20 protein-coding genes are annotated in these 19352 nt (G+C 67.3%); 18 read left to right on the top strand and 2 right to left on the bottom strand.

Going from position 1 to position 19352, the window contains the following annotated elements; all coding sequences use genetic code 11:
- The first annotated feature begins 42 nt into the window (after positions 1–42).
- Complete coding sequence (locus HUT07_RS10345) at positions 43–1095, top strand: linear amide C-N hydrolase (RefSeq protein WP_176020876.1); 1053 nt, start codon at positions 43–45, stop codon at positions 1093–1095.
- Here the strand turns inward: HUT07_RS10345 and HUT07_RS10340 are convergent.
- Complete coding sequence (locus HUT07_RS10340) at positions 1092–1889, bottom strand: DUF6491 family protein (protein WP_176020875.1); 798 nt, start codon at positions 1887–1889, stop codon at positions 1092–1094. The two genes, HUT07_RS10345 and HUT07_RS10340, sit on opposite strands and share 4 nt — an antisense overlap.
- A gap of 94 nt (positions 1890–1983) precedes the next feature.
- Here HUT07_RS10340 and HUT07_RS10335 point away from each other — a divergent pair, with 94 nt between their 5' ends.
- The 6 genes from HUT07_RS10335 (at position 1984) to thrC (ending at position 8799) form a co-directional block, all read left to right on the top strand.
- Positions 1984–2682, top strand: coding sequence for an AraC family transcriptional regulator (locus HUT07_RS10335; RefSeq protein ID WP_176020874.1), 699 nt, complete (start codon positions 1984–1986; stop codon positions 2680–2682).
- A 70-nt stretch (positions 2683–2752) separates the two neighbouring features.
- Positions 2753–3703: a DMT family transporter gene (locus tag HUT07_RS10330; RefSeq protein WP_176020873.1), complete on the top strand. Its 951-nt coding sequence runs from the start codon at positions 2753–2755 to the stop codon at positions 3701–3703.
- Positions 3704–3841: 138 nt separating this feature from the next.
- Positions 3842–3979 carry a hypothetical protein gene (locus HUT07_RS10325; RefSeq protein WP_176020872.1) on the top strand — a complete coding sequence of 46 codons (138 nt, stop codon included), beginning with the start codon at positions 3842–3844 and terminating at the stop codon, positions 3977–3979.
- Between the two features lie 85 nt (positions 3980–4064).
- Positions 4065–6569 carry a bifunctional aspartate kinase/homoserine dehydrogenase I gene (gene thrA / locus HUT07_RS10320; RefSeq protein WP_176020871.1) on the top strand — a complete coding sequence of 835 codons (2505 nt, stop codon included), beginning with the start codon at positions 4065–4067 and terminating at the stop codon, positions 6567–6569.
- A complete protein-coding gene (locus tag HUT07_RS10315) occupies positions 6566–7480 on the top strand; it encodes a homoserine kinase (RefSeq protein WP_176020870.1) in 915 nt (304 codons plus the stop codon). The genes thrA and HUT07_RS10315 overlap by 4 nt, the downstream gene beginning before the upstream one ends.
- A 29-nt stretch (positions 7481–7509) precedes the next feature.
- Positions 7510–8799 carry a threonine synthase gene (thrC, locus tag HUT07_RS10310; RefSeq protein WP_176020869.1) on the top strand — a complete coding sequence of 430 codons (1290 nt, stop codon included), beginning with the start codon at positions 7510–7512 and terminating at the stop codon, positions 8797–8799.
- A gap of 102 nt (positions 8800–8901) precedes the next feature.
- Here the strand turns inward: thrC and HUT07_RS10305 are convergent, their stop codons facing one another.
- Positions 8902–9654, bottom strand: coding sequence for a helix-turn-helix domain-containing protein (locus HUT07_RS10305; protein WP_176020868.1), 753 nt, complete (start codon positions 9652–9654; stop codon positions 8902–8904).
- A gap of 139 nt (positions 9655–9793) precedes the next feature.
- Here HUT07_RS10305 and hisS point away from each other — a divergent pair, with 139 nt between their 5' ends.
- The 11 genes from hisS (at position 9794) to hisIE (ending at position 19318) form a co-directional block, all read left to right on the top strand.
- Positions 9794–11191: a histidine--tRNA ligase gene (gene hisS / locus HUT07_RS10300; protein WP_176020867.1), complete on the top strand. Its 1398-nt coding sequence runs from the start codon at positions 9794–9796 to the stop codon at positions 11189–11191.
- The gene (locus HUT07_RS10295) at positions 11188–11484 is read left to right on the top strand and encodes a hypothetical protein (protein ID WP_176020866.1); all 297 of its coding nucleotides are present in this window, start codon (positions 11188–11190) and stop codon (positions 11482–11484) included. The genes hisS and HUT07_RS10295 overlap by 4 nt, the downstream gene beginning before the upstream one ends.
- A 416-nt stretch (positions 11485–11900) precedes the next feature.
- A complete protein-coding gene (locus HUT07_RS10290; protein ID WP_176020865.1) occupies positions 11901–12209 on the top strand; it encodes a YerC/YecD family TrpR-related protein in 309 nt (102 codons plus the stop codon).
- 34 nt (positions 12210–12243) lie between these two features.
- Complete coding sequence (gene hisG / locus HUT07_RS10285) at positions 12244–13155, top strand: ATP phosphoribosyltransferase (protein WP_176020864.1); 912 nt, start codon at positions 12244–12246, stop codon at positions 13153–13155.
- On the top strand, positions 13152–14447 hold the full coding sequence (gene hisD, locus HUT07_RS10280) for a histidinol dehydrogenase (protein ID WP_176020863.1): 1296 nt from the start codon (positions 13152–13154) through the stop codon (positions 14445–14447). Before hisG ends, hisD begins: the two co-directional genes overlap by 4 nt.
- Complete coding sequence (gene hisC / locus HUT07_RS10275) at positions 14444–15538, top strand: histidinol-phosphate transaminase (RefSeq protein WP_176020862.1); 1095 nt, start codon at positions 14444–14446, stop codon at positions 15536–15538. Before hisD ends, hisC begins: the two co-directional genes overlap by 4 nt.
- Complete coding sequence (hisB, locus tag HUT07_RS10270; RefSeq protein WP_176020861.1) at positions 15535–16608, top strand: bifunctional histidinol-phosphatase/imidazoleglycerol-phosphate dehydratase HisB; 1074 nt, start codon at positions 15535–15537, stop codon at positions 16606–16608. Before hisC ends, hisB begins: the two co-directional genes overlap by 4 nt.
- Entirely contained in the window at positions 16605–17207 is a 603-nt protein-coding gene (hisH, locus tag HUT07_RS10265; RefSeq protein ID WP_176020860.1) for an imidazole glycerol phosphate synthase subunit HisH, read from the top strand. The genes hisB and hisH overlap by 4 nt, the downstream gene beginning before the upstream one ends.
- Positions 17204–17938 (top strand): 1-(5-phosphoribosyl)-5-[(5-phosphoribosylamino)methylideneamino]imidazole-4-carboxamide isomerase, encoded by a 735-nt coding sequence (gene hisA / locus HUT07_RS10260; protein ID WP_176020859.1) that lies wholly within the window; start codon positions 17204–17206, stop codon positions 17936–17938. Before hisH ends, hisA begins: the two co-directional genes overlap by 4 nt.
- Positions 17932–18708, top strand: coding sequence for an imidazole glycerol phosphate synthase subunit HisF (gene hisF, locus HUT07_RS10255; protein ID WP_176020858.1), 777 nt, complete (start codon positions 17932–17934; stop codon positions 18706–18708). The genes hisA and hisF overlap by 7 nt, the downstream gene beginning before the upstream one ends.
- Positions 18698–19318 carry a bifunctional phosphoribosyl-AMP cyclohydrolase/phosphoribosyl-ATP diphosphatase HisIE gene (gene hisIE / locus HUT07_RS10250; RefSeq protein ID WP_176020857.1) on the top strand — a complete coding sequence of 207 codons (621 nt, stop codon included), beginning with the start codon at positions 18698–18700 and terminating at the stop codon, positions 19316–19318. Before hisF ends, hisIE begins: the two co-directional genes overlap by 11 nt.
- The last annotated feature ends 34 nt before the right edge of the window (positions 19319–19352 follow it).

The raw sequence follows: 19352 nt of genomic DNA, 5'->3' as shown, positions 1-19352 counted from the left end.
TTATGGGGTTCAGATCACCGTTCCCGGGGAACGGAGCACGACATGGCACGGATGAAGTGGAAGGGCAGCGCACTGTTGGCGATGGCACTGGCGACGGCGGTGATGCCGGCGATGGCTTGCACGCGCGCGGTGTACCTGGGCGACAACGGCGATGTCATCACCGCCCGCTCGATGGACTGGAAGGTGGACGTGGCCACCAATCTCTACGTATTGCCGCGCGGCATCGCGCGCACCGGAAAGGCGGGGCCGGGATCGATCGCGTGGACGGCGCGCTACGGCAGCGTGGTGGCCACCGGCTATGACATTTCCACCACCGATGGCATGAACGAGAAGGGACTGGTCGCCAACCTGCTGTGGCTGGTCGAGTCGGAATATCCGGCCCAGCGCAGCGGCAAGCCCGGCCTGTCGATCTCGTTGTGGGCGCAGTACGTGCTCGATAACTTCGCCACCGTGGAAGAGGCCGTGACCGCCCTGCAGCGCGAGCCGTACTCGATCGTCACCGACAAAGTGCCTGGCGAGGACCGTCAGGCGACGCTGCATCTGTCGCTGTCCGATGCCACGGGTGACAGCGCCATTGTCGAATACATCGGCGGACGCCAGGTGATCCACCATGATCGCCGCTACCAGGTGATGACCAATTCGCCGATCTTCGACCAGCAGTTGGCGTTGAACAGCTACTGGCAGCAGATCGGCGGCACGGTGATGCTGCCTGGCACCAATCGTTCCGCCGACCGTTTCGCGCGCGCGTCGTTCTACATCAACGCGATTCCGAAAGCGGAAGATCCGGTGGAGGCGCTGGCCAGTGTGTTCAGCGTGATCCGCAACGTGTCGGTGCCGTTCGGCATCACCACGCCGGGCGAGCCGAACATCTCGTCCACCCGTTGGCGCACGGTTGCCGACCACAAGCGGCGCCTGTACTTCTTCGAGTCGGCACTGACGCCGAACACCTTCTGGGTGGATCTGAACAAAGTCGATTTCGGCGGCAAGGTCCTCAAGCTCGATCTCGGCCGCGACCAGCGCAATACCTTCGCCGGCGATGCGCTGCAGCACTTCGTGCCCAGCGCGCCGTTCACCTTCCTCGGCGTGGAGGGCTAGCGCGAGGCTGTGTTGTGTGCGTCCTTCGGATACACCGCCAGTACATCGCAGCCTGGCCGGGCAAAGCGCGGCGTGCTGGCACGAAGGTCGCCAGGAATGGGCGAGGGGGCCATCACCATGCGGTCGCCGGGGTTTCCGCAGATCAACCCGTTCTGGAAGCCCGAATGGAAGTCGACCTCATACGCACCAGCCAGGATCGGGCAGCTGCTGGCCAGCTCAACACGATAGTAACGATGGCCACCATTGCGCCGTGGATTGGTTTCAACCACGACGCCCTGCGGATCTTCGCTCCAGCCGCGCACGTTGCGGGTGGCAAAGCAGACCGCCGATGACGTCTGGAACGCGCGTCGTGGGGCATCATCACGGCTGTCGCGACGCGACTTGGCTGTCACGGTCACCCCCGGCAGAGTGGCTGCGTACTGGCGGCTGCTTTCGCGCGTAGTAAATGCAAACTCCCGGTTGTCGATTGGAGCGACGCTGCCGATGGCGCAGGTGCGGCCGTCAACCACCACCTGCTCCCTTGGGCTGCCACACGCCCAGCCGGCAGGTGCTTCAAGGCGCAGCTCCTCGGCCGCGTTGACGCCGGGGCAGGCAGCACTGAAGTCGATGCGGTAGGCCCGGCCCTGGCCATCGCGTACCGCAATGGCCATCGGTGTTTCCTGTTCGACCTGGCGCACATCGCGTGCGTCCAGGCAGTGCGGTGCCGGCGCAATGCGGTCATGGGAAACAGATTGCGCCTGCGCCATGAGCGGGGCCAGGCATCCCAGTGCGAGGAGGCGGTAGGCGGTGTTCATCGTGCATTCCCTGCGATAAGAACATGCCTGAATCTAGCATGGGGCCATGTTTGGCGGCATTGCGGGCAGGCGACGCTGCGCGCACACTCGTCGAATGGGCGCCATATTCCATCTGCGGCACTACGGCCAGGCCACCGGTCTTGATCGCCATGACTACGCCCAGTGGGTGTTGCCACTGCAGGGTGAGCTGCAGTTCGAGCTGGAGGGCAGCGGCGGCCGTCTTGACCTGTTGCAGGGTGCCTTCGTGGCTGCCGGCGAGGCGCACGACCAGGTGGCCGACGGCCCCAACGGTTTCGTGATTGTCGACTGCGGCGCGGGCGTGCTTGATGACGCGACCCAGGAGCACCTGTGCCGGCAACGCTGGCTGCACCTGCCGTTGCCGCTGCGGCAGCGGCTTGCCCGGGTGCAGGCAGGGCAGCCCGTGCCGGCGCTGTTGCCGGAACTGCTGCATCGTTTCGCCCCGGCGGGCAGTGGCGCGCGCCTGCAGGGACTGTGCGCCGCCGTGGAGGCGATGCCGGGGCAGGGGTGGTCGGTCGCGCGCATGGCCGCCTTTGTCGGCATCAGTGAAAGCCGCCTGCATGCGGTGTTCCGGCGTGAGTTCGGGCTCAGTCCGCAGGCCTGGCTCAGCGCCAGCCGCCTGCGTTGGGCGAAGCACCAGTTGCGGGTCAGTCCGGCATCGATCAGCGATATCGCACTGGCTGCGGGCTATTCCGAGCAGAGTGCGCTGACCCGTGCGCTGCGCCGCGAATGCGGACAGACGCCGGCGGCCTGGCGGCGAGCGGGCGGCCAGTAGCTTCGGTCAATACGCCGAACGCTCTGCCGCCTACACTTCGCGGCCTGTGCTCTTCCACCAAGAATCCGCAATGCGCAACAACCCGATTGCTCTGGGCATCGCCAATGGCATCGCCGCCGGTGCGCTGTGGGGTGTGGTCTTCCTCGCTCCCGCCGTGCTGGACAGCTTCAACGCACTGCAGCTTTCCGCCGGCCGCTATCTGGTTTATGGCCTGATTGCGGTCGCACTGCTGTTGCCGCGCTGGAAGCGGCTGGCGCCGAAGCTCGGCCGCGCTGAGTGGATCGGCCTGTTGTGGCTCAGCCTGGCCGGCAACCTGGTGTATTTCCTGCTGTTGGCAACCGCCGTGCAGTGGGCCGGTGGTGCCGCTGCGTCGCTCATCGTCGGCCTGATTCCTGTGGTGGTGACCGTAGTGGGTGTGCGCGAGCAGGGAGCGGTGCCGTTGAAGCAGTTGCTGCCGGCGCTGGGCCTGTGCGTGCTGGGGGTGGCGATGGTCGGCTGGGAAGCACTGATGTCCGAGCATCTGGCCACGCCCTGGCGGCAGCGCCTGATCGGCCTGCTATGCGCGTTCGGTGCATTGTTGTCGTGGGCGCTGTACTCCATCGGCAACAGCCGCTGGTTGGCGCGGCGCCCTGATCTCTCCAGCCACGACTGGTCGCTGCTGACAGGCGTCACTACTGGCGGCTTGTCACTGCTGCTGGTGCCGATGGCGTTCATCGGACACGCCGGGACTCATACAGCCGCACAGTGGAGTGGCTTCTGGGCGATCAGCGCGGGCGTAGCAGTAGTCGCTTCGATCCTTGGAAATGCGTTCTGGAACCGCGCCAGTCGCCTGTTGCCGCTGACCCTGACCGGGCAGATGATCGTGTTCGAGACCCTGTTCGCGCTGCTGTATGCCTTCGCCTGGCAGCGACGCTGGCCAAGCCTGCTGGAATTGCTGGCAATCGTGCTGCTGGTCGCTGGCGTGCTGTTGTGCGCACATGCGCATCGCACCCCGCGCGCGATCACCGAACATGTTGGTTGAATCGCTGCATTGAAGCCGACGATCATCGGTTTGTCTCAATTGCAACCAAATGCCGGCACGTTGACCGATGATCGCCGCAAGCAAATATTGCGTCGCAGCACTTGACAGCAGCCGGTGTGCCGGTGTTTTCTGTACGCCATGGTCCTTGATGCCGCCAACGCCCGTCTGATCGCCCCCGCTACCGCGGGCCGTTCGACTGCGCCGGTCACCATCACCACCACCATTACCACCACCACCGTCACCACTGCCCTGGTGCGGCCCGTCGTCTTCGTGTAACTCCCGAAAACAACGGCCCCGCACCATCCAGGTGACGGGGAAACTCGACCACCTGCATGCGACGGGGCCTCCAACCGAGGTCTGCATGTCTTCCACCGCCCCCGCCCATTCCTCCGCTGCGTCTGCTCTGGCCGCGCCGTCCACGGTCGTGCACAAGTTCGGCGGCACGTCGGTCGCCGATGCCGAACGCTATCGCCATGTTGCCGGCCTGCTGCTGGCCCGGCCCGAGTCGTTGCAGGTCAGCGTGGTCTCGGCCATGAAGGGTGTCACCGACGCGCTGATCGAACTGGCGCACCTGGCAGCCCGGGGCGATGCTGGCTGGCGGGAGGCCTGGCACACGCTGCGCGCGCGCCATCGCGGCGCAGCCGTAGCGCTGCTGGGCGAACAGGTGGGCGACACCGTGGACTGGATCGACGCACGCTTCGACCAGTTGGCTGAAGTGCTGGCCGCATTGGCAGTGATCGGCGAGCTGCCGCGCGAAGTGCTCGATCGCGTGCAGGGCCTGGGCGAAGTGTTCTCCGCGCAGTTGCTCGGCACCCACCTGCGTGCGCTGGGTGAGGACTGCGCGGTGCTGGATGCGCGCGATGTGCTGGTGGTCGGCCACGGCGAACTGGGCGTGGATGTCGACTGGGACGCCAGTGCCGGCCGCCTTGCGGCATGGCGGCTGCAGCACCCGCAGCTGCGCGTGGTCGCTACCGGCTTCGTCGCCCGCGACCGCCAGGATCGCGTCACCACGCTGGGTCGCAACGGCAGCGACTATTCCGGAGCGATCTTCGCTGCCCTGTTCAACGCCGACGAGCTGCACATCTGGACCGACGTGGACGGCGTGCTGTCGGCTGACCCGCGGCTGGTGCCGGAGGCCGTGCAGCTGCATGCGCTGAGCTACGACGAGGCCTGCGAACTGGCGTACTTCGGGGCGAAGGTGGTGCATCCGCAGACCATGTCACCGGCAATCCGGCTGGGCCTGCCGATCTTCATCCGCAATACGTTCCAGCCCAGCCATCCGGGTACGCGCATCAGCGCTGAGCGCTCGCCACGCGGCCCGGTCAAGGGGCTGACGTTGAGTGCGGATCTGGCACTGCTGAATCTGGAAGGCACCGGCCTGATCGGTGTGCCGGGTACTGCCGAGCGGGTGTTCGCCGCGTTGCGCCAGGCGCAGGTCTCGGTGGTGATGATCTCGCAGGGGTCTTCCGAACATTCGATCTGCTGTGTTGTTCGTGCAGGTGAAGCGGCGCGTGGCCGTGACGCCGTGGTGCAGGCGTTCTCGCACGAACTGGCGGCAGGCCAGGTGCAGCGCGTGCAGGTCAGTGAAGGGGTCAGCGTATTGGCCGCCGTCGGCGATGGCATGGCGGGGCAGCCGGGCGTGGCCGCGCGGCTGTTCGCATCGCTGGGCAAGGCGCAGGTCAACATCCTGGCAATCGCGCAGGGGTCGTCCGAGCGCAACATCTCGGTGGCGGTGGCAAGTGCCGATGCGACCCGCGCGCTGCGTGCCGCGCATGCGGGGTTCTGGCTGTCCCCGCAGACGTTCGCAGTGGGCGTGATCGGTCCGGGCAATGTTGGTGCTGCGCTGCTGGACCAGCTGCTGGCCGCGCGCCCGCAGCTGCTGGCCAAGGCCAACGTCGATCTGCGCCTGCGCGCACTTGCATCACGCTCACGCATGCGCCTGGAGGCCGATGGCCTGCACGAAGACTGGCGCGAGGCGCTGCAGGATGCCGGCCAGGCCAGCGATCTGGACCATTTCACCGAACACCTGCTGGCTGCCCACCTGCCGCATGCGGTGGTGATCGACTGCAGTGGCAGCGCCGAGGTTGCCGAGCGCTACGAAGGTTGGCTGGCCGCGGGCATCCATGTGGTGACGCCGAACAAGCAGGCCGGCGCCGGGCCGCTCGCACGCTACCAGCGCATCCGCGCGGCGGCCGCTGCCAGTGGCGCGCGCTTCCGCTACGAGGCCACGGTGGGTGCCGGCCTGCCGGTGATCACCACGCTGCGTGACCTGGTGGATACCGGCGATGAAGTGCTGGCGATTGAAGGGATCTTCTCCGGTACGCTGGCCTGGTTGTTCAATCGCTTCGACGGTAGCCAGCCATTCTCTGAACTGGTCGCGCAGGCGCGCTCGATGGGCTACACCGAGCCGGATCCGCGTGACGACCTGTCCGGCGTGGATGTCGCGCGCAAGCTGGTGATCCTGGCCCGCGAGGCCGGCCACCCGCTCAGTCTGGAGCAGGTGCAGGTGGAGAGCCTGGTGCCTGCGCTGCTGCGCGAGGGAAGCGTGGACGACTTCATGGCTCGCTTGGCTGATTCCGATGCGGCACTGCTGGCGCGGCTGAGCGACGCCCGCGAGCGCGGTGCGGTGCTGCGCTATGTCGCACGGCTGGGACCGGATGGCGCGTCGGTCGGCCTGCAGGAGCTGCCGGCCGACCACGCGTTCGCCAACCTGCGGCTGACCGACAACGTGGTGCAGTTCCGTACCCGCCGCTACTGCGACAACCCGCTGGTGGTGCAGGGCCCGGGCGCGGGCCCGGAAGTCACCGCTGCCGGTGTGTTCGCCGATCTGTTGCGTGTCGCGGCCGGCGAAGGAGCGCGCCTGTGATTGCACGCGCCTTCGCACCCGCATCGGTGGCCAACGTGGCCGTGGGCTTCGACATCCTGGGCCACACCATTGCCGGTGTCGGCGATACGGTAAGTGTGCGCCGCATCGACGAACCCTTGGTGCGCATCGACGCGATTCGCGGCAGCGCGGTGGAGCTGCCGCGCGAGGCGGCCGGCAACACCGCTGGCGCCGCTTTGATCTCACTGCGTGCGGCGCTGGGGCTGGGCTTCGGTTTCGCCATCGAGATCGACAAGGGCATTCCCTTCGGCTCCGGGATGGGCGGATCGGCCGCTTCCTGCGTGGCCGCGCTGGTGGCGGCGAACGCACTGCTGGACGTACCGCTGTCGCGCGAGGCGTTGTATCCGTTCGCACTGGATGGCGAAGCGGTTGCCAGCGGTGGCCGCCACGGCGACAACGTCGGTCCGCTGCTGCTGGGCGGCGTGGCGCTGTGCACGGCCGATCGCCTGGTGCCGGTTCCGGTGCCGGCCAGCTGGCACAGCCTGTTGGTGCATCCGCATGCGGTGCTGGAAACCCGGCGCGCGCGGCAGGCGCTGCAGGGCAGCTATGCGCTGGGCGAATTCGTCGCGCAGAGTGCCAACTTGGCATTGGTTTTGAGTGGGTGCCATCGCGGCGATGCATCGCTGGTGCGCGCCGGCCTGCGCGACGTGCTGGTCGAGCCGCGACGGGCGGGCCTGATCGTTGGCTTCGACGCCGCGCGCGATGCGGCATTGGCCGCAGATGCGATGGGGGCGGGCATTTCCGGTGCCGGACCCAGCGTATTCGCCTGGTTTGAAGATGCCGACCAGGCGCATGCGGCAGCGGAGCCGGTGCGTGCGGCGTTCGCTGCTGCTGGTTTCGACAGCGATGCCTGGATCTCGGCGCTGGATGCACCTGGAGCCCACCTGTGCTGAATTCTTCCTCCTTACCGGATATCGATCCCATGCGATTCGTTTCGACCCGTGGCCAGTCGCCGGCTGTTGGGCTCAGTGCGGCCATTGCCGCCGGTCTTGCACCCGATGGTGGGCTGTATGTTCCCGAGGTGCTGCCGGCGCCGCGCGCGCTGCAGGCTGGTGCGACCCTGGCCGACAGTGCCGCTGACCTGCTGGCGCCCTTCTTCGACGGAGACGTGCTGGCCGCTGCCTTGCCATCGATCTGCCGTGACGCCTTCGATTTCCCCGTGCCATTGCGTCCGCTGGGCAACAGCGGTGATCACGTGCTGGAGCTGTTTCATGGGCCGACGGCGGCGTTCAAGGATATCGGTGCGCGCTTCCTCGCCGGTGTGCTGTCGCGGCTGCAGGCCGGAAAGGACCGCGAGCTGACCATCGTGGTGGCCACCTCCGGCGACACCGGCGCGGCGGTCGCGGCAGCCTTCCACAAACAGCCGGGTGTGCGTGTGGTGGTGCTGTATCCCGACGGGCGGGTGTCACCACGACAGGCGCATCAGCTCGGCTGCTTCGGCGACAACATCCAGGCGCTGCGGGTGGCCGGTTCGTTCGATGATTGCCAGGCGATGGTGAAGCAGGCGCTGGCCGATCGCGATCTGCAGGCGCAGGTGCCGCTGAGTTCAGCCAACAGCATCAGCCTGGGCAGGCTGCTGCCGCAGATGAGCTATTACGCGCATGCAGCGTTGAGTCATCATGCACAGCATCAACGGCGCTTGAACCTGGTGGTGCCGACCGGCAACCTCGGCAACGCGATGGCAGCGGTGCTGGCGCGTGCGCTGGGCGTGCCGATCGGACAGATCGTGCTGGCGACCAATGCCAACGCGGTGCTGCCGCGCTACTTCGGCGGCAATCAGTACCAGCCAGCAGCCAGCATTGCGACCGTGGCCAACGCCATGGATGTCGGCGCTCCCAGCAATTTCGAGCGGCTGCGCTGGCTCTACCACGGCGACGATGCGGAGCTGCGCGCGGCGTTCCGCGCCTTCGCAGTGGATGACGTGACCATCCGCGCGACCATCGCCAGCGCCCATGCCAGCAACGGTGAACTTTTCTGCCCGCACACGGCCACGGCGGTGAAGGTGCTGCAGGATCTGCGCACAGGCGGCGCCAAGGGCGATTGGGCGGTGGTCGCTACCGCGCACCCGGCCAAATTCGAGGCGGTGGTGGAACCGTTGATCGGTGAAGCGGTGGCGGTGCCGCCGGCACTGGGCGCGCTGCTGCAGCGTCCAGCGCATGCCGAGCCGCTGGCGGCGGACTACGCGGCGCTGCGCGAGGTGCTGTTGCGTTGAGCGAAGATCCGGGTGGTTGCCGGCCAGCGGCCGGCACTACCCGCGATGCATGCTTCTGGTAGTGCCGGCCGCTGGCCGGCAACCCCAGCAACGTCGGGGCGCTCAGCCCTGCACTTCACCGGCGAGGCTGCGCAATCCATCCTCGTCGAGGATCTCAACAACGTTCAGATGGGGCAGGGCGATCAAGCCCTGCTGGCGCAGCTTGGTGAAGGTGCGGCTGACCGTCTCCATGGTCAGGCCCAGATGGTCGGCGATGTCGCCGCGGCCCATCGGCAGCGAAACGCGCAGGCCGTCTCCGCCCAGCTTGGCCTCGCGCGCGGCCAGGCGCAGCAGGAAATCAGCGAGTTTTTCCGCCGGTTGCAGGCGTGCCAGCGCCAGTGCGGCATCCTGTGCGGCATCCAGTTCCTGGCAGGCGCGCTGCAGCAGCTTGCGCTCAAGGTGCGGATAGCGGGCACGCAGGCCCTTCATCTGCGGCAGGGCAACGCGGCACACGCGGCTGTCGGCGATGGCCTCGATGTCGTAGCGATGGTGGTCGCTGCCGCTCAGGCCCAGGTAGTCGCCGGGCAGCACGAAGCCATTGATCTGGCGGCGGCCATCGGCAAGCGTACGCACCAGCCGCAATGCACCACCGGTCAATGTATAGACATGCAGGCGCTCTTCACCGCTGCGGGCGAGGGTGCTGCCCATCGTCACCTGCTGCGACACGGTCACCTGTTCCAGCGCCTGCACCTCATCGGGCGACAGCGCAGAGCACACCGCCAGGTGGCGTACCGAGCAGTGCAGGCAGTCCAGCGTGGCGCAGGACGGCGCGGCGGGGTCGTTGGTGGCGGTCGGAACGCCGGAAGGCCGGGACATGTTGCGTGGGCGTATCGCGGGCGGGGAGGGCTTTATGATACTTCAAGCGGCCGTTGGACCCCGTATTCCACGGCAATGCGATGTGGGGCGCTAGAATGTCGGCCCCTCCCACGTCCCCGTTCCCGCAGGAGTTCCGCCCGTGATCAAGCCCCGTACCCCGCCCGGCACCCTTGAACTGCTGCCGCGCGAGCAGATTGCGTTCCAGCGCATGCTGGACGTCATCCGCCGCAACTACGAGCGCTTCGGGTTCCTGCCGGTGGAGACGCCGGTGTTCGAGCTGTCCGATGTGCTGCTGACCAAGTCCGGCGGCGAGACCGAGCGCCAGGTGTATTTCGTGCAGTCCACCGGCGCGTTGGCCAACGCCGCCGAATCCGGTGACCGTTCGCTGCCGGAGATGGCGTTGCGCTTCGACCTGACCGTGCCGCTGGCGCGCTACGTGGCCGAGCACGAACACGAGTTGACCTTCCCGTTCCGTCGTTACCAGATGCAGCGCGTGTACCGCGGCGAGCGTGCGCAGCGCGGTCGCTTCCGCGAGTTCTACCAGTGCGACATCGACGTGATCGGCAAGGACAGCCTGAGCGTGCGCTACGACGCCGAAGTGCTGGCGGTCATCCACGCGGTGTTTGCCGAACTGCGCATCGGTGACTTCAGCATCCAGCTGAACAACCGCAAGCTGCTGCGCGGCTTCTTCGAGAGCCTGGGCGTGGCCGAAGGCGAGCGCCAGCTGGCGGTGCTGCGCGAAGTGGACAAGCTGGACAAGCGTGGCCCCGACTACGTGCGCGAGACGCTGGTGGGCGAGGGTTTCAACATTCCGGCCGAACAGGTCGAGAAGATCCTTGCCTTTGTCGCTGTGCGTTCGCAGGGGCATGCCGATGCGTTGGCGCAGCTGGCGGCACTGGAAACCGGTGCCGGTTCGTCGGAGATCCTGCGTGCCGGCGTGGCCGAGCTGCGCGAAGTGCTGCAGCTGGTGCAGGCATTGGGCGTGCCGGAAACCGCATATTGCCTGAATTTCTCCATCGCACGGGGCCTGGACTACTACACCGGTACGGTGTACGAGACCACGCTGACCGACCACCCGCAGATCGGTTCGATCTGCTCGGGCGGCCGTTACGAAGACCTGGCCAGCCACTACAGCAAGTCCAAGCTGCCAGGCGTGGGCATTTCCATCGGTCTGTCGCGCCTGTTCTGGCAGCTGCGCGAAGCCGGCCTGATCGAGGGCATCGAAGCCAGCAGCGTGCAAGCGCTGGTGGCACTGATGGACGAGCAGGGCATGCCGCAGTCGCTGGACATTGCCCGTCGCCTGCGTGCCGGTGGCATCAACACCGAAGTGCAGATGGAGCCGAAGAAGATCGGCAAGCAGTTCCAGTACGCGGCCAAGGCAGGTATCCGTTTCGTGGTGCTGGCGGGCGAGGACGAACTGGCGCGTGGCGTGGTGGCGGTAAAGGACCTGCTGCGCGAGCAGCAGTTCGAAGTTTCCCGCGACGAGCTGGCCAGCACCCTGCAGGTGGAGTTGGAGCAGTCGCGGGTCATGGCGTGAAGCGTGCCGCCGCAGGGGCGCTGACGCTGCTCCTGCTGGCGGGCTGCCAGAGTGATCCGGCGCTGCGCAGCACCCGGATCGGCCCGGCCCAGTATCAGCTGGTGGTTGATCGCTGCCATGTGATCGACCGGGCGCAGCTTGAGCAGGATCTGCAGGCCCTGGCCGCGCAGAAGTGCCCGGGCGGGGCAGGAGGGCTGCAGAACCTGCAGCCCCATCCCAGCCGACAGGGCAGCCTGTTCGGCGAATGCCTGCGGCGCGGCGCGCTGCAGGCGGAGGTTCGCTGCCTGCCCTGAGTGTCGCCAGCGTATTGATTTCAAAATAGAACGCCCGCCCTTTGGTGGGCGTTCTGCGTTTATGGGGAAGAGCAGTCGAGCATGGCTCGACTCGACAAAAGCCGGTTCCGATCAGCTTTCCAGCGAGATCCGCCAGATCGCAGCCAACTGTCGAAGGCGGGGAGGGGCCGGTGGCAGGGGTGTGAGCGGCATGGATGCCGCGACCAAGCCCCCATGGACGGGTTTACGGCGCCCCCTGCCACCGGACCCTCCCCGCCATCCCACGGAATGCAGGCCTTTGCTGTTGCACTGGCTTTTGCTTCTGCGGGTGCAGGGCGCAGCCCTGCCGTACCCCCAACCCAGCCCTCGATTTGACGCACTGCGCAAGAATGCGTTAATGTACTAACACGCTATTACATTGATGCAAGATCCTGCCCGTGAAAGCCCGCCCCGACATCGCCGCCAAAGACCCGCAAGCCGATCTGGAAGCCCTGGCCCAGGCCTTCGCCGCCCTGCGCGAACCGGAGCAGGTGGAAGCGTTCCTGCGCGACCTGTGCACCCCCGCCGAACTGGAAGCCATGGCAGACCGCTGGAAGGTCGTGCCGCTGCTGCAGCAGGGTGTGCCCTACCGCGAAATCCACGAGCGCACCGGGGTCAGCGTGACCACCACCGGACGCGTGGCACGCACGCTCGAGCACGGCCATCGAGGCTATGCCGCCGCCATCGACCGACTTGCTTCGCGCTGATCCGCGCCCCGTTCCGAACTTCGAGACCTCCCCCATGAGTGCAACCCAGGCAGCGCCGGCGCGAGACCGGCTGCGTATCGCCATCCAGAAGAGTGGCCGGTTGGCCGAGCCCGCCCGCAACCTGCTCAGTGCCTGCGGCCTGAGCTGGCGCGAGAGCCGCGACAAGCTGTTCTGCTATGGCGAATCGCTGCCGGTGGACCTGTTGCTGGTGCGCGACGACGACATTCCCGGCCTGATCGCCGATGGCGTCTGCGACCTTGGCATCGTCGGTCGCAATGAACTGGACGAACAAGCCGCTGCACGCCGCCAGATCGGCCTGCCGGATGCCTACCAGGCGCTGCGCGGGCTGGGCTTCGGCCAGTGCCGGTTGATGCTGGCGGTGCCGGAAGAGTGGCAATGGCAGAGCCCGGCACAACTGGCCGGTACCCGCATCGCCACCAGCTACCCGGCCATCCTCAAGCAGTGGCTGGCCGAGCAGGGCGTGGAAGCACAGGTGGTCGAGCTGTCCGGATCGGTGGAAATCGCCCCACGCCTGGGCACCGCCGACCTGATCTGTGACCTGGTCTCCAGTGGCGCCACGCTGCGCGCCAACCAGCTCACCCCGGTACACAACCTGCTCGACAGCGAAGCGGTGCTGGCCGGCGCGGTGCGCATTCCCGATGATGCCCGCGGCGCTCTGCGCAGCATGCTGTTGCGTCGCCTGGACGGGGTGGTGCAGCGGCAGGACCGCAAGCTGCTGATGTTCCGCGCTACCGAGGACCGCGTCGATGCACTGACGCAACTGCTGGCCGATGCCGAACCGTTGGTGCGTTTGCCTGCCGATGGCGGTGCATTGCGCCTGCAGACCATGTGCCCCGGTCCGTTGACCTGGCAGCGCATGGAAGAACTGGAGCGCGCCGGCGCCCAGGGCCTGATGGTATTGAGCGTGGAGCGGTCGCTGGCATGAATCGTCTGATCTGGTCGCAACTTGATGAGGCCGCGCGTGGCGCGGCGCTGACCCGCCCGGTGCAGACCGTGGCGCAGCAGACCCGTGATGCGGTGGCCGCGCTGATCGCGCAGGTGCGCACGCAGGGCGACGCCGCACTGCGCGCGATCACTACGCGCTTCGATGGCGTGGACCTCCAGGATTTCGAGGTTTCCGACCGCGAGTTCGCTGCCGCCGAAGCCACCGTGCCGGCCGCACTGCGCCAGGCCATGGTCGAAGCTGCCGAGCGCATCACGCGCTTCCATGAGGCTGGCATGGGCAAGGGCTATGCCGTGGAGACCGCGCCGGGCGTGGTCTGTGAACGCATGCTGCGGCCGATTGGCCGGGTCGGCCTGTACGTGCCGGCGGGCAGCGCGCCGCTGCCCTCCACTGCACTGATGCTGGGCGTGCCGGCGCAGCTGGCCGGTTGCCCGCAGGTCGTGCTGTGCACACCGCCACGTGCCGACGGTACGGCCGATCCTGCGGTGCTGGTGGCGGCGCGCCTGACCGGCGTGCAACGTGTGTTCAAGCTGGGCGGTGCGCAGGCGATCGCAGCGATGGCCTATGGCACCGCCAGCATCCCGGCGAGCGACAAGCTGTTCGGGCCGGGCAACAGTTTCGTCACCGAGGCCAAGCAGCAGGTTGCCCAGGACGGTGCCGCCGCGATCGACATGCCGGCGGGTCCGTCGGAAGTACTGGTGATTGCCGATGCCGGTGCCACCCCGGCCTTCGTTGCCGCCGATCTGTTGTCGCAGGCCGAGCACGGCCCGGATTCGCAGGTACTGCTGCTGACCGATGACCCGGCGATGCTGGCCGCCGTCGAGGCCGAAGTCGAACGGCAGGTGGCGCTGCTGCCGCGACAGGAGATCGCGCGGCAGGCACTTTCCGCCTCGCGTCTGATCCAGGTCGATACGCTGGCCGAGGCATTCGCCATCAGCAACCGCTACGCCCCCGAACACCTGATCCTGGCCCTGCGCGAACCGCGCGGCTGGCTGGACCAGGTGCAGGCGGCCGGTTCGGTGTTCCTCGGCGACTACACGCCGGAAGCACTGGGCGATTACTGCAGCGGCACCAATCACGTGCTGCCGACCGCTGGCGCCGCGCGTGCCTACAGCGGCGTCAGCGTGGCCAGTTTCCAGAACCTGATCAGCGTACAGAGCGCCAGCGCCGCCGGGCTGGCGGCAATCGGTGGCTGTGCACGCATCATTGCCAGCGCCGAAGGGCTGGACGCGCACGAACGAGCGGTGGCACTGCGCATGGAGGTGGCCGCATGAGCGCGGATATCGACGGCGTGCTGGCCCTGGTACGGCCGGACCTGCAGGCCTTTGCCGGCTACAGTTCGGCGCGCAGCAGCGCTGTGCAGGGTGAAGTGTGGTTGAACGCGAACGAATCGGCATGGGCCAATCCGGCCGATGCCACGGGCGGCAGCCGCCGCTACCCGGAGCCGCAACCGGTTGCGCTGCGTGATGCGTTGGCGTCGCTGTACGACGTGCAGCCGCAACAGCTGCTGGTAGGCCGTGGCAGCGACGAGGCGATCGATCTGCTGGTGCGCGCCCTGTGCGTGCCAGGCCGCGATGGCGTGCTGGTGACCCCGCCGGTATTCGGCATGTACGCGGTCTGCGCGCGGTTGCAGGGTGCGCCGCTGATTGACGTGCCGTTGATCGACGACGGCGAGGGCCTGCGCACGGACCTGGATGCGGTGATTGCCGCTGCGAAAGGACAGCGCGCCACACTGGTTTTCCTGTGCGCTCCGTCCAATCCTGCTGGCAGTGACATTCCGCTGGCGGAAATCGAACGGGTGGCCATGGCCCTGCGTGGGCAGGCACTGGTGGTGGTGGATGAGGCCTACGTGGAGTATGCGCAGCGCGCATCGGCGACCACGCTGCTTGCCGCACACGCCAACCTGGCGGTACTGCGCACCTTGTCGAAGGCACACGCACTGGCCGCTGCACGTATCGGCACCCTGATCGCCGCGCCGGAACTGATTGCCGTGCTGCGCCGTTGCCAGGCGCCGTATCCGGTGCCGACGCCATGCGCTGAACTGGCCGTGCAGGCACTGCAGCCCGCCGCGCTGGCACGCACCGCCGAACGCGTGGCCACGGTCATTGCCGAGCGCGAGCGCTTGGCCGCCGCGCTGGTTGGCCTGCCGGGCGTTCGTCGGGTATACGCCTCGGCCGGCAACTACCTGCTGGTCCGCTTTGCCGATGCCCAGGCCGCGTTCGGCGCGTTGCTCGCTGCCGGTGTGGTGGTGCGCGACCAGCGCGCCGCGCCGCAGCTGGGCGATGCACTGCGCATCAGCATCGGCAGCCCCGGGGAGAACGACCGCGTGCTTGCGGCCCTGTCGGCACGGAGGGCCGCGGCATGACCCCCATCCTGTTCATCGACCGTGATGGCACCCTCATCGAGGAACCTGCGGATTTCCAGATCGATACCTACGAAAAGTTGCGTTTCGTGCCGCAGGTGATTCCAGCGTTGCTGAAACTGCGCGATGCCGGTTACCAGTTTGTCATCGTCACCAACCAGGATGGCCTGGGCAGCGAGGGCTATCCGCGCGCCAGCTTCGATGGCCCGAACGATCTGATGCTGCAGATCTTTGAAAGCCAGGGCATCGTCTTCCGTGATGTGCTGGTCGACGCCAGCTGGCCGCACGAGAATGCACCGACGCGCAAGCCCGGCATCGGCCTGATGACCGCCTATCTGCAGGATCGCAGCATCGACTGGGCACGCTCTGGCATGGTGGGCGACCGCATTACCGACCTGCAGTTCGCCGACAACCTCAACATCCGTGGCTTCCAGCTGCGCACCGAGCAGTTCGGCGGCGAGTGGGACTGGCCGGGCATCGCCCACGCGCTGGCTGATGCGCCGCGTACGGCGGTGGTCCAGCGCAACACCAAGGAAACGAAGATCCGCGTCGAACTGGATCTGGATCGTGCCGGCGATGCGCACATCCACACCGGCCTGCCGTTCTTCGACCACATGCTGGAACAGATAGGAAAGCACGGAGGCTTCGCGCTGGACATCCGTGCCGAGGGCGACCTGCACATCGATGAACACCACACCATCGAGGACACCGGCCTTGCACTCGGCCAGGCCCTGCGTGAGGCACTGGGGGACAAGCGGGGCATCGGCCGTTACGGCTTCACCCTGCCGATGGATGAAACCCTTGCCAGTGCCGCGCTGGATTTCAGTGGTCGTCCGTATTTCGTGTTCGAAGGCGAGTTCAAGCGCGAGCGCGTTGGCGACATGCCGACCGAGCTGGTCCCGCACTTTTTCCGTTCGTTGTGCGATGCCAGCGGCCTGAACCTCAACCTGCAGGTGCGTGGCGACAACGATCACCACAAGGTCGAAGCCTGCTTCAAGGCATTGGCACGTGCGTTGCGGCCTGCGCTTGCACGGCAGGGCACCGCCTTGCCGACCACCAAGGGGGCGCTGTGAGCGAGGTCGTACTGATCGATGCCGGCGGCGCCAACCTGGGTTCGGTGCGCTACGCACTGGAACGGCTCGGCGCCAGGGTGCGGCTGGTCCGCGACGCCGAAGGCCTGGCCGGCGCGCAGCGGGTGATCCTGCCCGGGGTCGGTGCGGCCGGCCCCGGCATGCAGCGCCTGCATGCGCAGGGACTGGTCGAGCCGCTGCGCCAACTGCAGGTGCCGCTGATGGGCATCTGCCTGGGCATGCAGCTGTTGTTCGATCGCTCCGAGGAAGCTGGCGTGGATACGCTTGGATTGATCCCTGGCGTGGTGCGCAAGCTGGTGCCGGCCTGTGGCATCCGTGTGCCGCACATGGGCTGGAACCGGCTGCTGCCGTTGCGCCCGTCGCGGCTGCTGCAGGGGGTTCCCGAGCGCGCCAGTGCGTACTTCGTGCACAGCTACGCCGCGCCGCTGAACAGCCATACCGTTGCCGCCTGCGACCACGGCGGCCTGTTCACCGCCGTGGTCGAGCAGGGCCGCTACTTCGGCGCCCAGTTCCATCCCGAGCGTTCCGGCGATACCGGTTCGCTGATGCTGCGCAATTTCCTTGAGGGCACCGCTGCATGAGTTTCATCGTCTATCCCGCGTTGGACATCCGTGATGGCCGCGTGGTGCGGCTGCGCCAGGGTGACTACGCGCAGGAAACCCACTATGGCGACGACCCGTTGCCACGCGCGCAGGCGTTCGCGGCGCAGGGCGCGCAGTGGATGCACCTGGTCGACCTGGATGCTGCACGTGCCGGTGGCTACACGCTGGCGCCGCTGTTGGCGGCAATCCGTACGCAGACCCCGCTGCAGGTGCAGACTGGTGGTGGCGTGCGTGGCCGCGACGACGTGGCGCGCATCCTCGATGCCGGTGCCAGCCGTGTGGTGATCGGGTCATTGGCGGTGCGCGAGCCCGAACAGGTGATCAGCTGGCTGGCCGAGTTCGGCCCGGAACGGCTGACCATCGCCCTCGATGCACGCCAGGACGCGCAGGGGCAGTGGCAGCTGCCGGTGCACGGCTGGACCGAAAACGCGGGGGTGACCCTGGATGCTTTGGCCGAGCGCTACGCGCAGGCGGGCATGCGCCACCTGCTGTGCACCGACATCGCCCGCGACGGCATGCTCGCCGGCCCCAACATCAGCCTGTATCGGCACCTCGCAGCGTTGCTGCCCGACGTCGATGTGCAGGCGTCCGGCGGTATCCGCGATGTGGCCGATGTGGCTGCGGCGCAGGCCGCCGGTTGTGGTGGTGCGATTCTCGGCAAGGCGCTGCTGGAACAGCGCATGGACCTGGGCGAGGCACTGGCATGTTGAGCCGCCGCATCATTCCCTGCCTGGACGTGCGCGATGGCCGCGTGGTCAAGGGCGTGCGCTTCCGCGATCACGTCGACATGGGGGACATCGCCGAACTGGCCCAGCGCTATCGCGACCAGGGCGCCGATGAGCTGGTGTTCTATGACATCGGCGCCAGCCCGGAGGCACGCTCGGTGGACGTGGCCTGGATCGAGCGCATCGCGCGCCTGATCGATATTCCGTTCTGTGTGGCTGGCGGCATCGATAGCGTCGAGACCGCGCGCCGCGTGCTGTTCGCCGGTGCGGACAAGATCTCGATCAACTCCCCCGCGCTGGGCCGCCCGGAACTGATCACCGAACTGGCTGAAGAATTCGGCGTGCAGTGCGTGGTGGTGGGTGTCGACTCCGTGCGCGAGGACGATGGCCAGTGGCGCGTGCGCCGATTCAGCGGCGACCCGGACAAGACCCAGGCGGTGCCACTGCGCACGTTGGACTGGATCGTCGAAGCGCAGCGCCGGGGTGCCGGCGAGATCGTGCTGAACTGCATGGACAGCGATGGCGTACGCCGAGGCTATGACGTCGAACAGCTGCGGGCGGCGCGTGCGCTGTGCCAGGTGCCACTCATCGCGTCGGGTGGCGCGGGTGCGATGGAGCACTTCGCCCAGGCCTTTGACCAGGCCGACGTTGACGGTGCGCTGGCGGCCAGCGTTTTCCACAGTGGCGCCATCGCCATTGCCGACTTGAAGCACTACCTGCGCGAGCAGCAGATCGAGGTACGGGATGTCTATTGACGTGCGGCCGTCGCCGCAGGCACTGGAAACGCTGGACTGGGACAAGGGCGAGGGGTTGTTGCCAGCCGTGGTGCAGGACGCCGATACCCTGCAGGTACTGATGCTGGGCTACGTCAGCGCCGAGTCGCTGGCAGCCACGCTGGCCATTGGCCACATGACCTTCTTCAGCCGCAGCAAGCAGCGTCTCTGGACCAAGGGCGAGCAGTCCGGCAATGTGCTGGTGGTGCAGTCGATCAGCGTCGATTGCGATGCCGATACGCTGCTGGTGCTGGCACGCCCGGCAGGCCCGACCTGCCACACCGGGGCGGAAAGCTGCTTCGATGGCGCGCCGAGGGACTTCCTCGGTGGCCTGGACCAGTTGGTCGCCGTGCGCGAGGCGTTGCGTCCTTCCGGAAGCTATACGACGTCGCTGTTCGAGGGCGGCATCCGTCGCATCGCACAGAAGGTAGGCGAGGAGGGCGTGGAAACGGCGCTGGCGGCGGTCGCGCAGGAGGACGAGGCGTTGCTGGGCGAAGCGGCCGACCTGCTGTACCACCTGCTGGTTCTGCTGCGCGCGCGTGGGCTGTCGCTGGAAGATGCCCGCGACGTGCTGGAAAAGCGCCATCGTTGAACAAGGTGTGCGGACCAACGGTCCGCACCTACAA

Origin of the sequence: Stenotrophomonas sp. NA06056, assembly GCF_013364355.1 — a bacterium.
In the GTDB taxonomy this organism is placed as follows: domain Bacteria; phylum Pseudomonadota; class Gammaproteobacteria; order Xanthomonadales; family Xanthomonadaceae; genus Stenotrophomonas.
The sequence above is the reverse complement of the archived record's forward strand: the minus strand, read 5'-3'. Positions and strand labels throughout refer to the sequence as shown.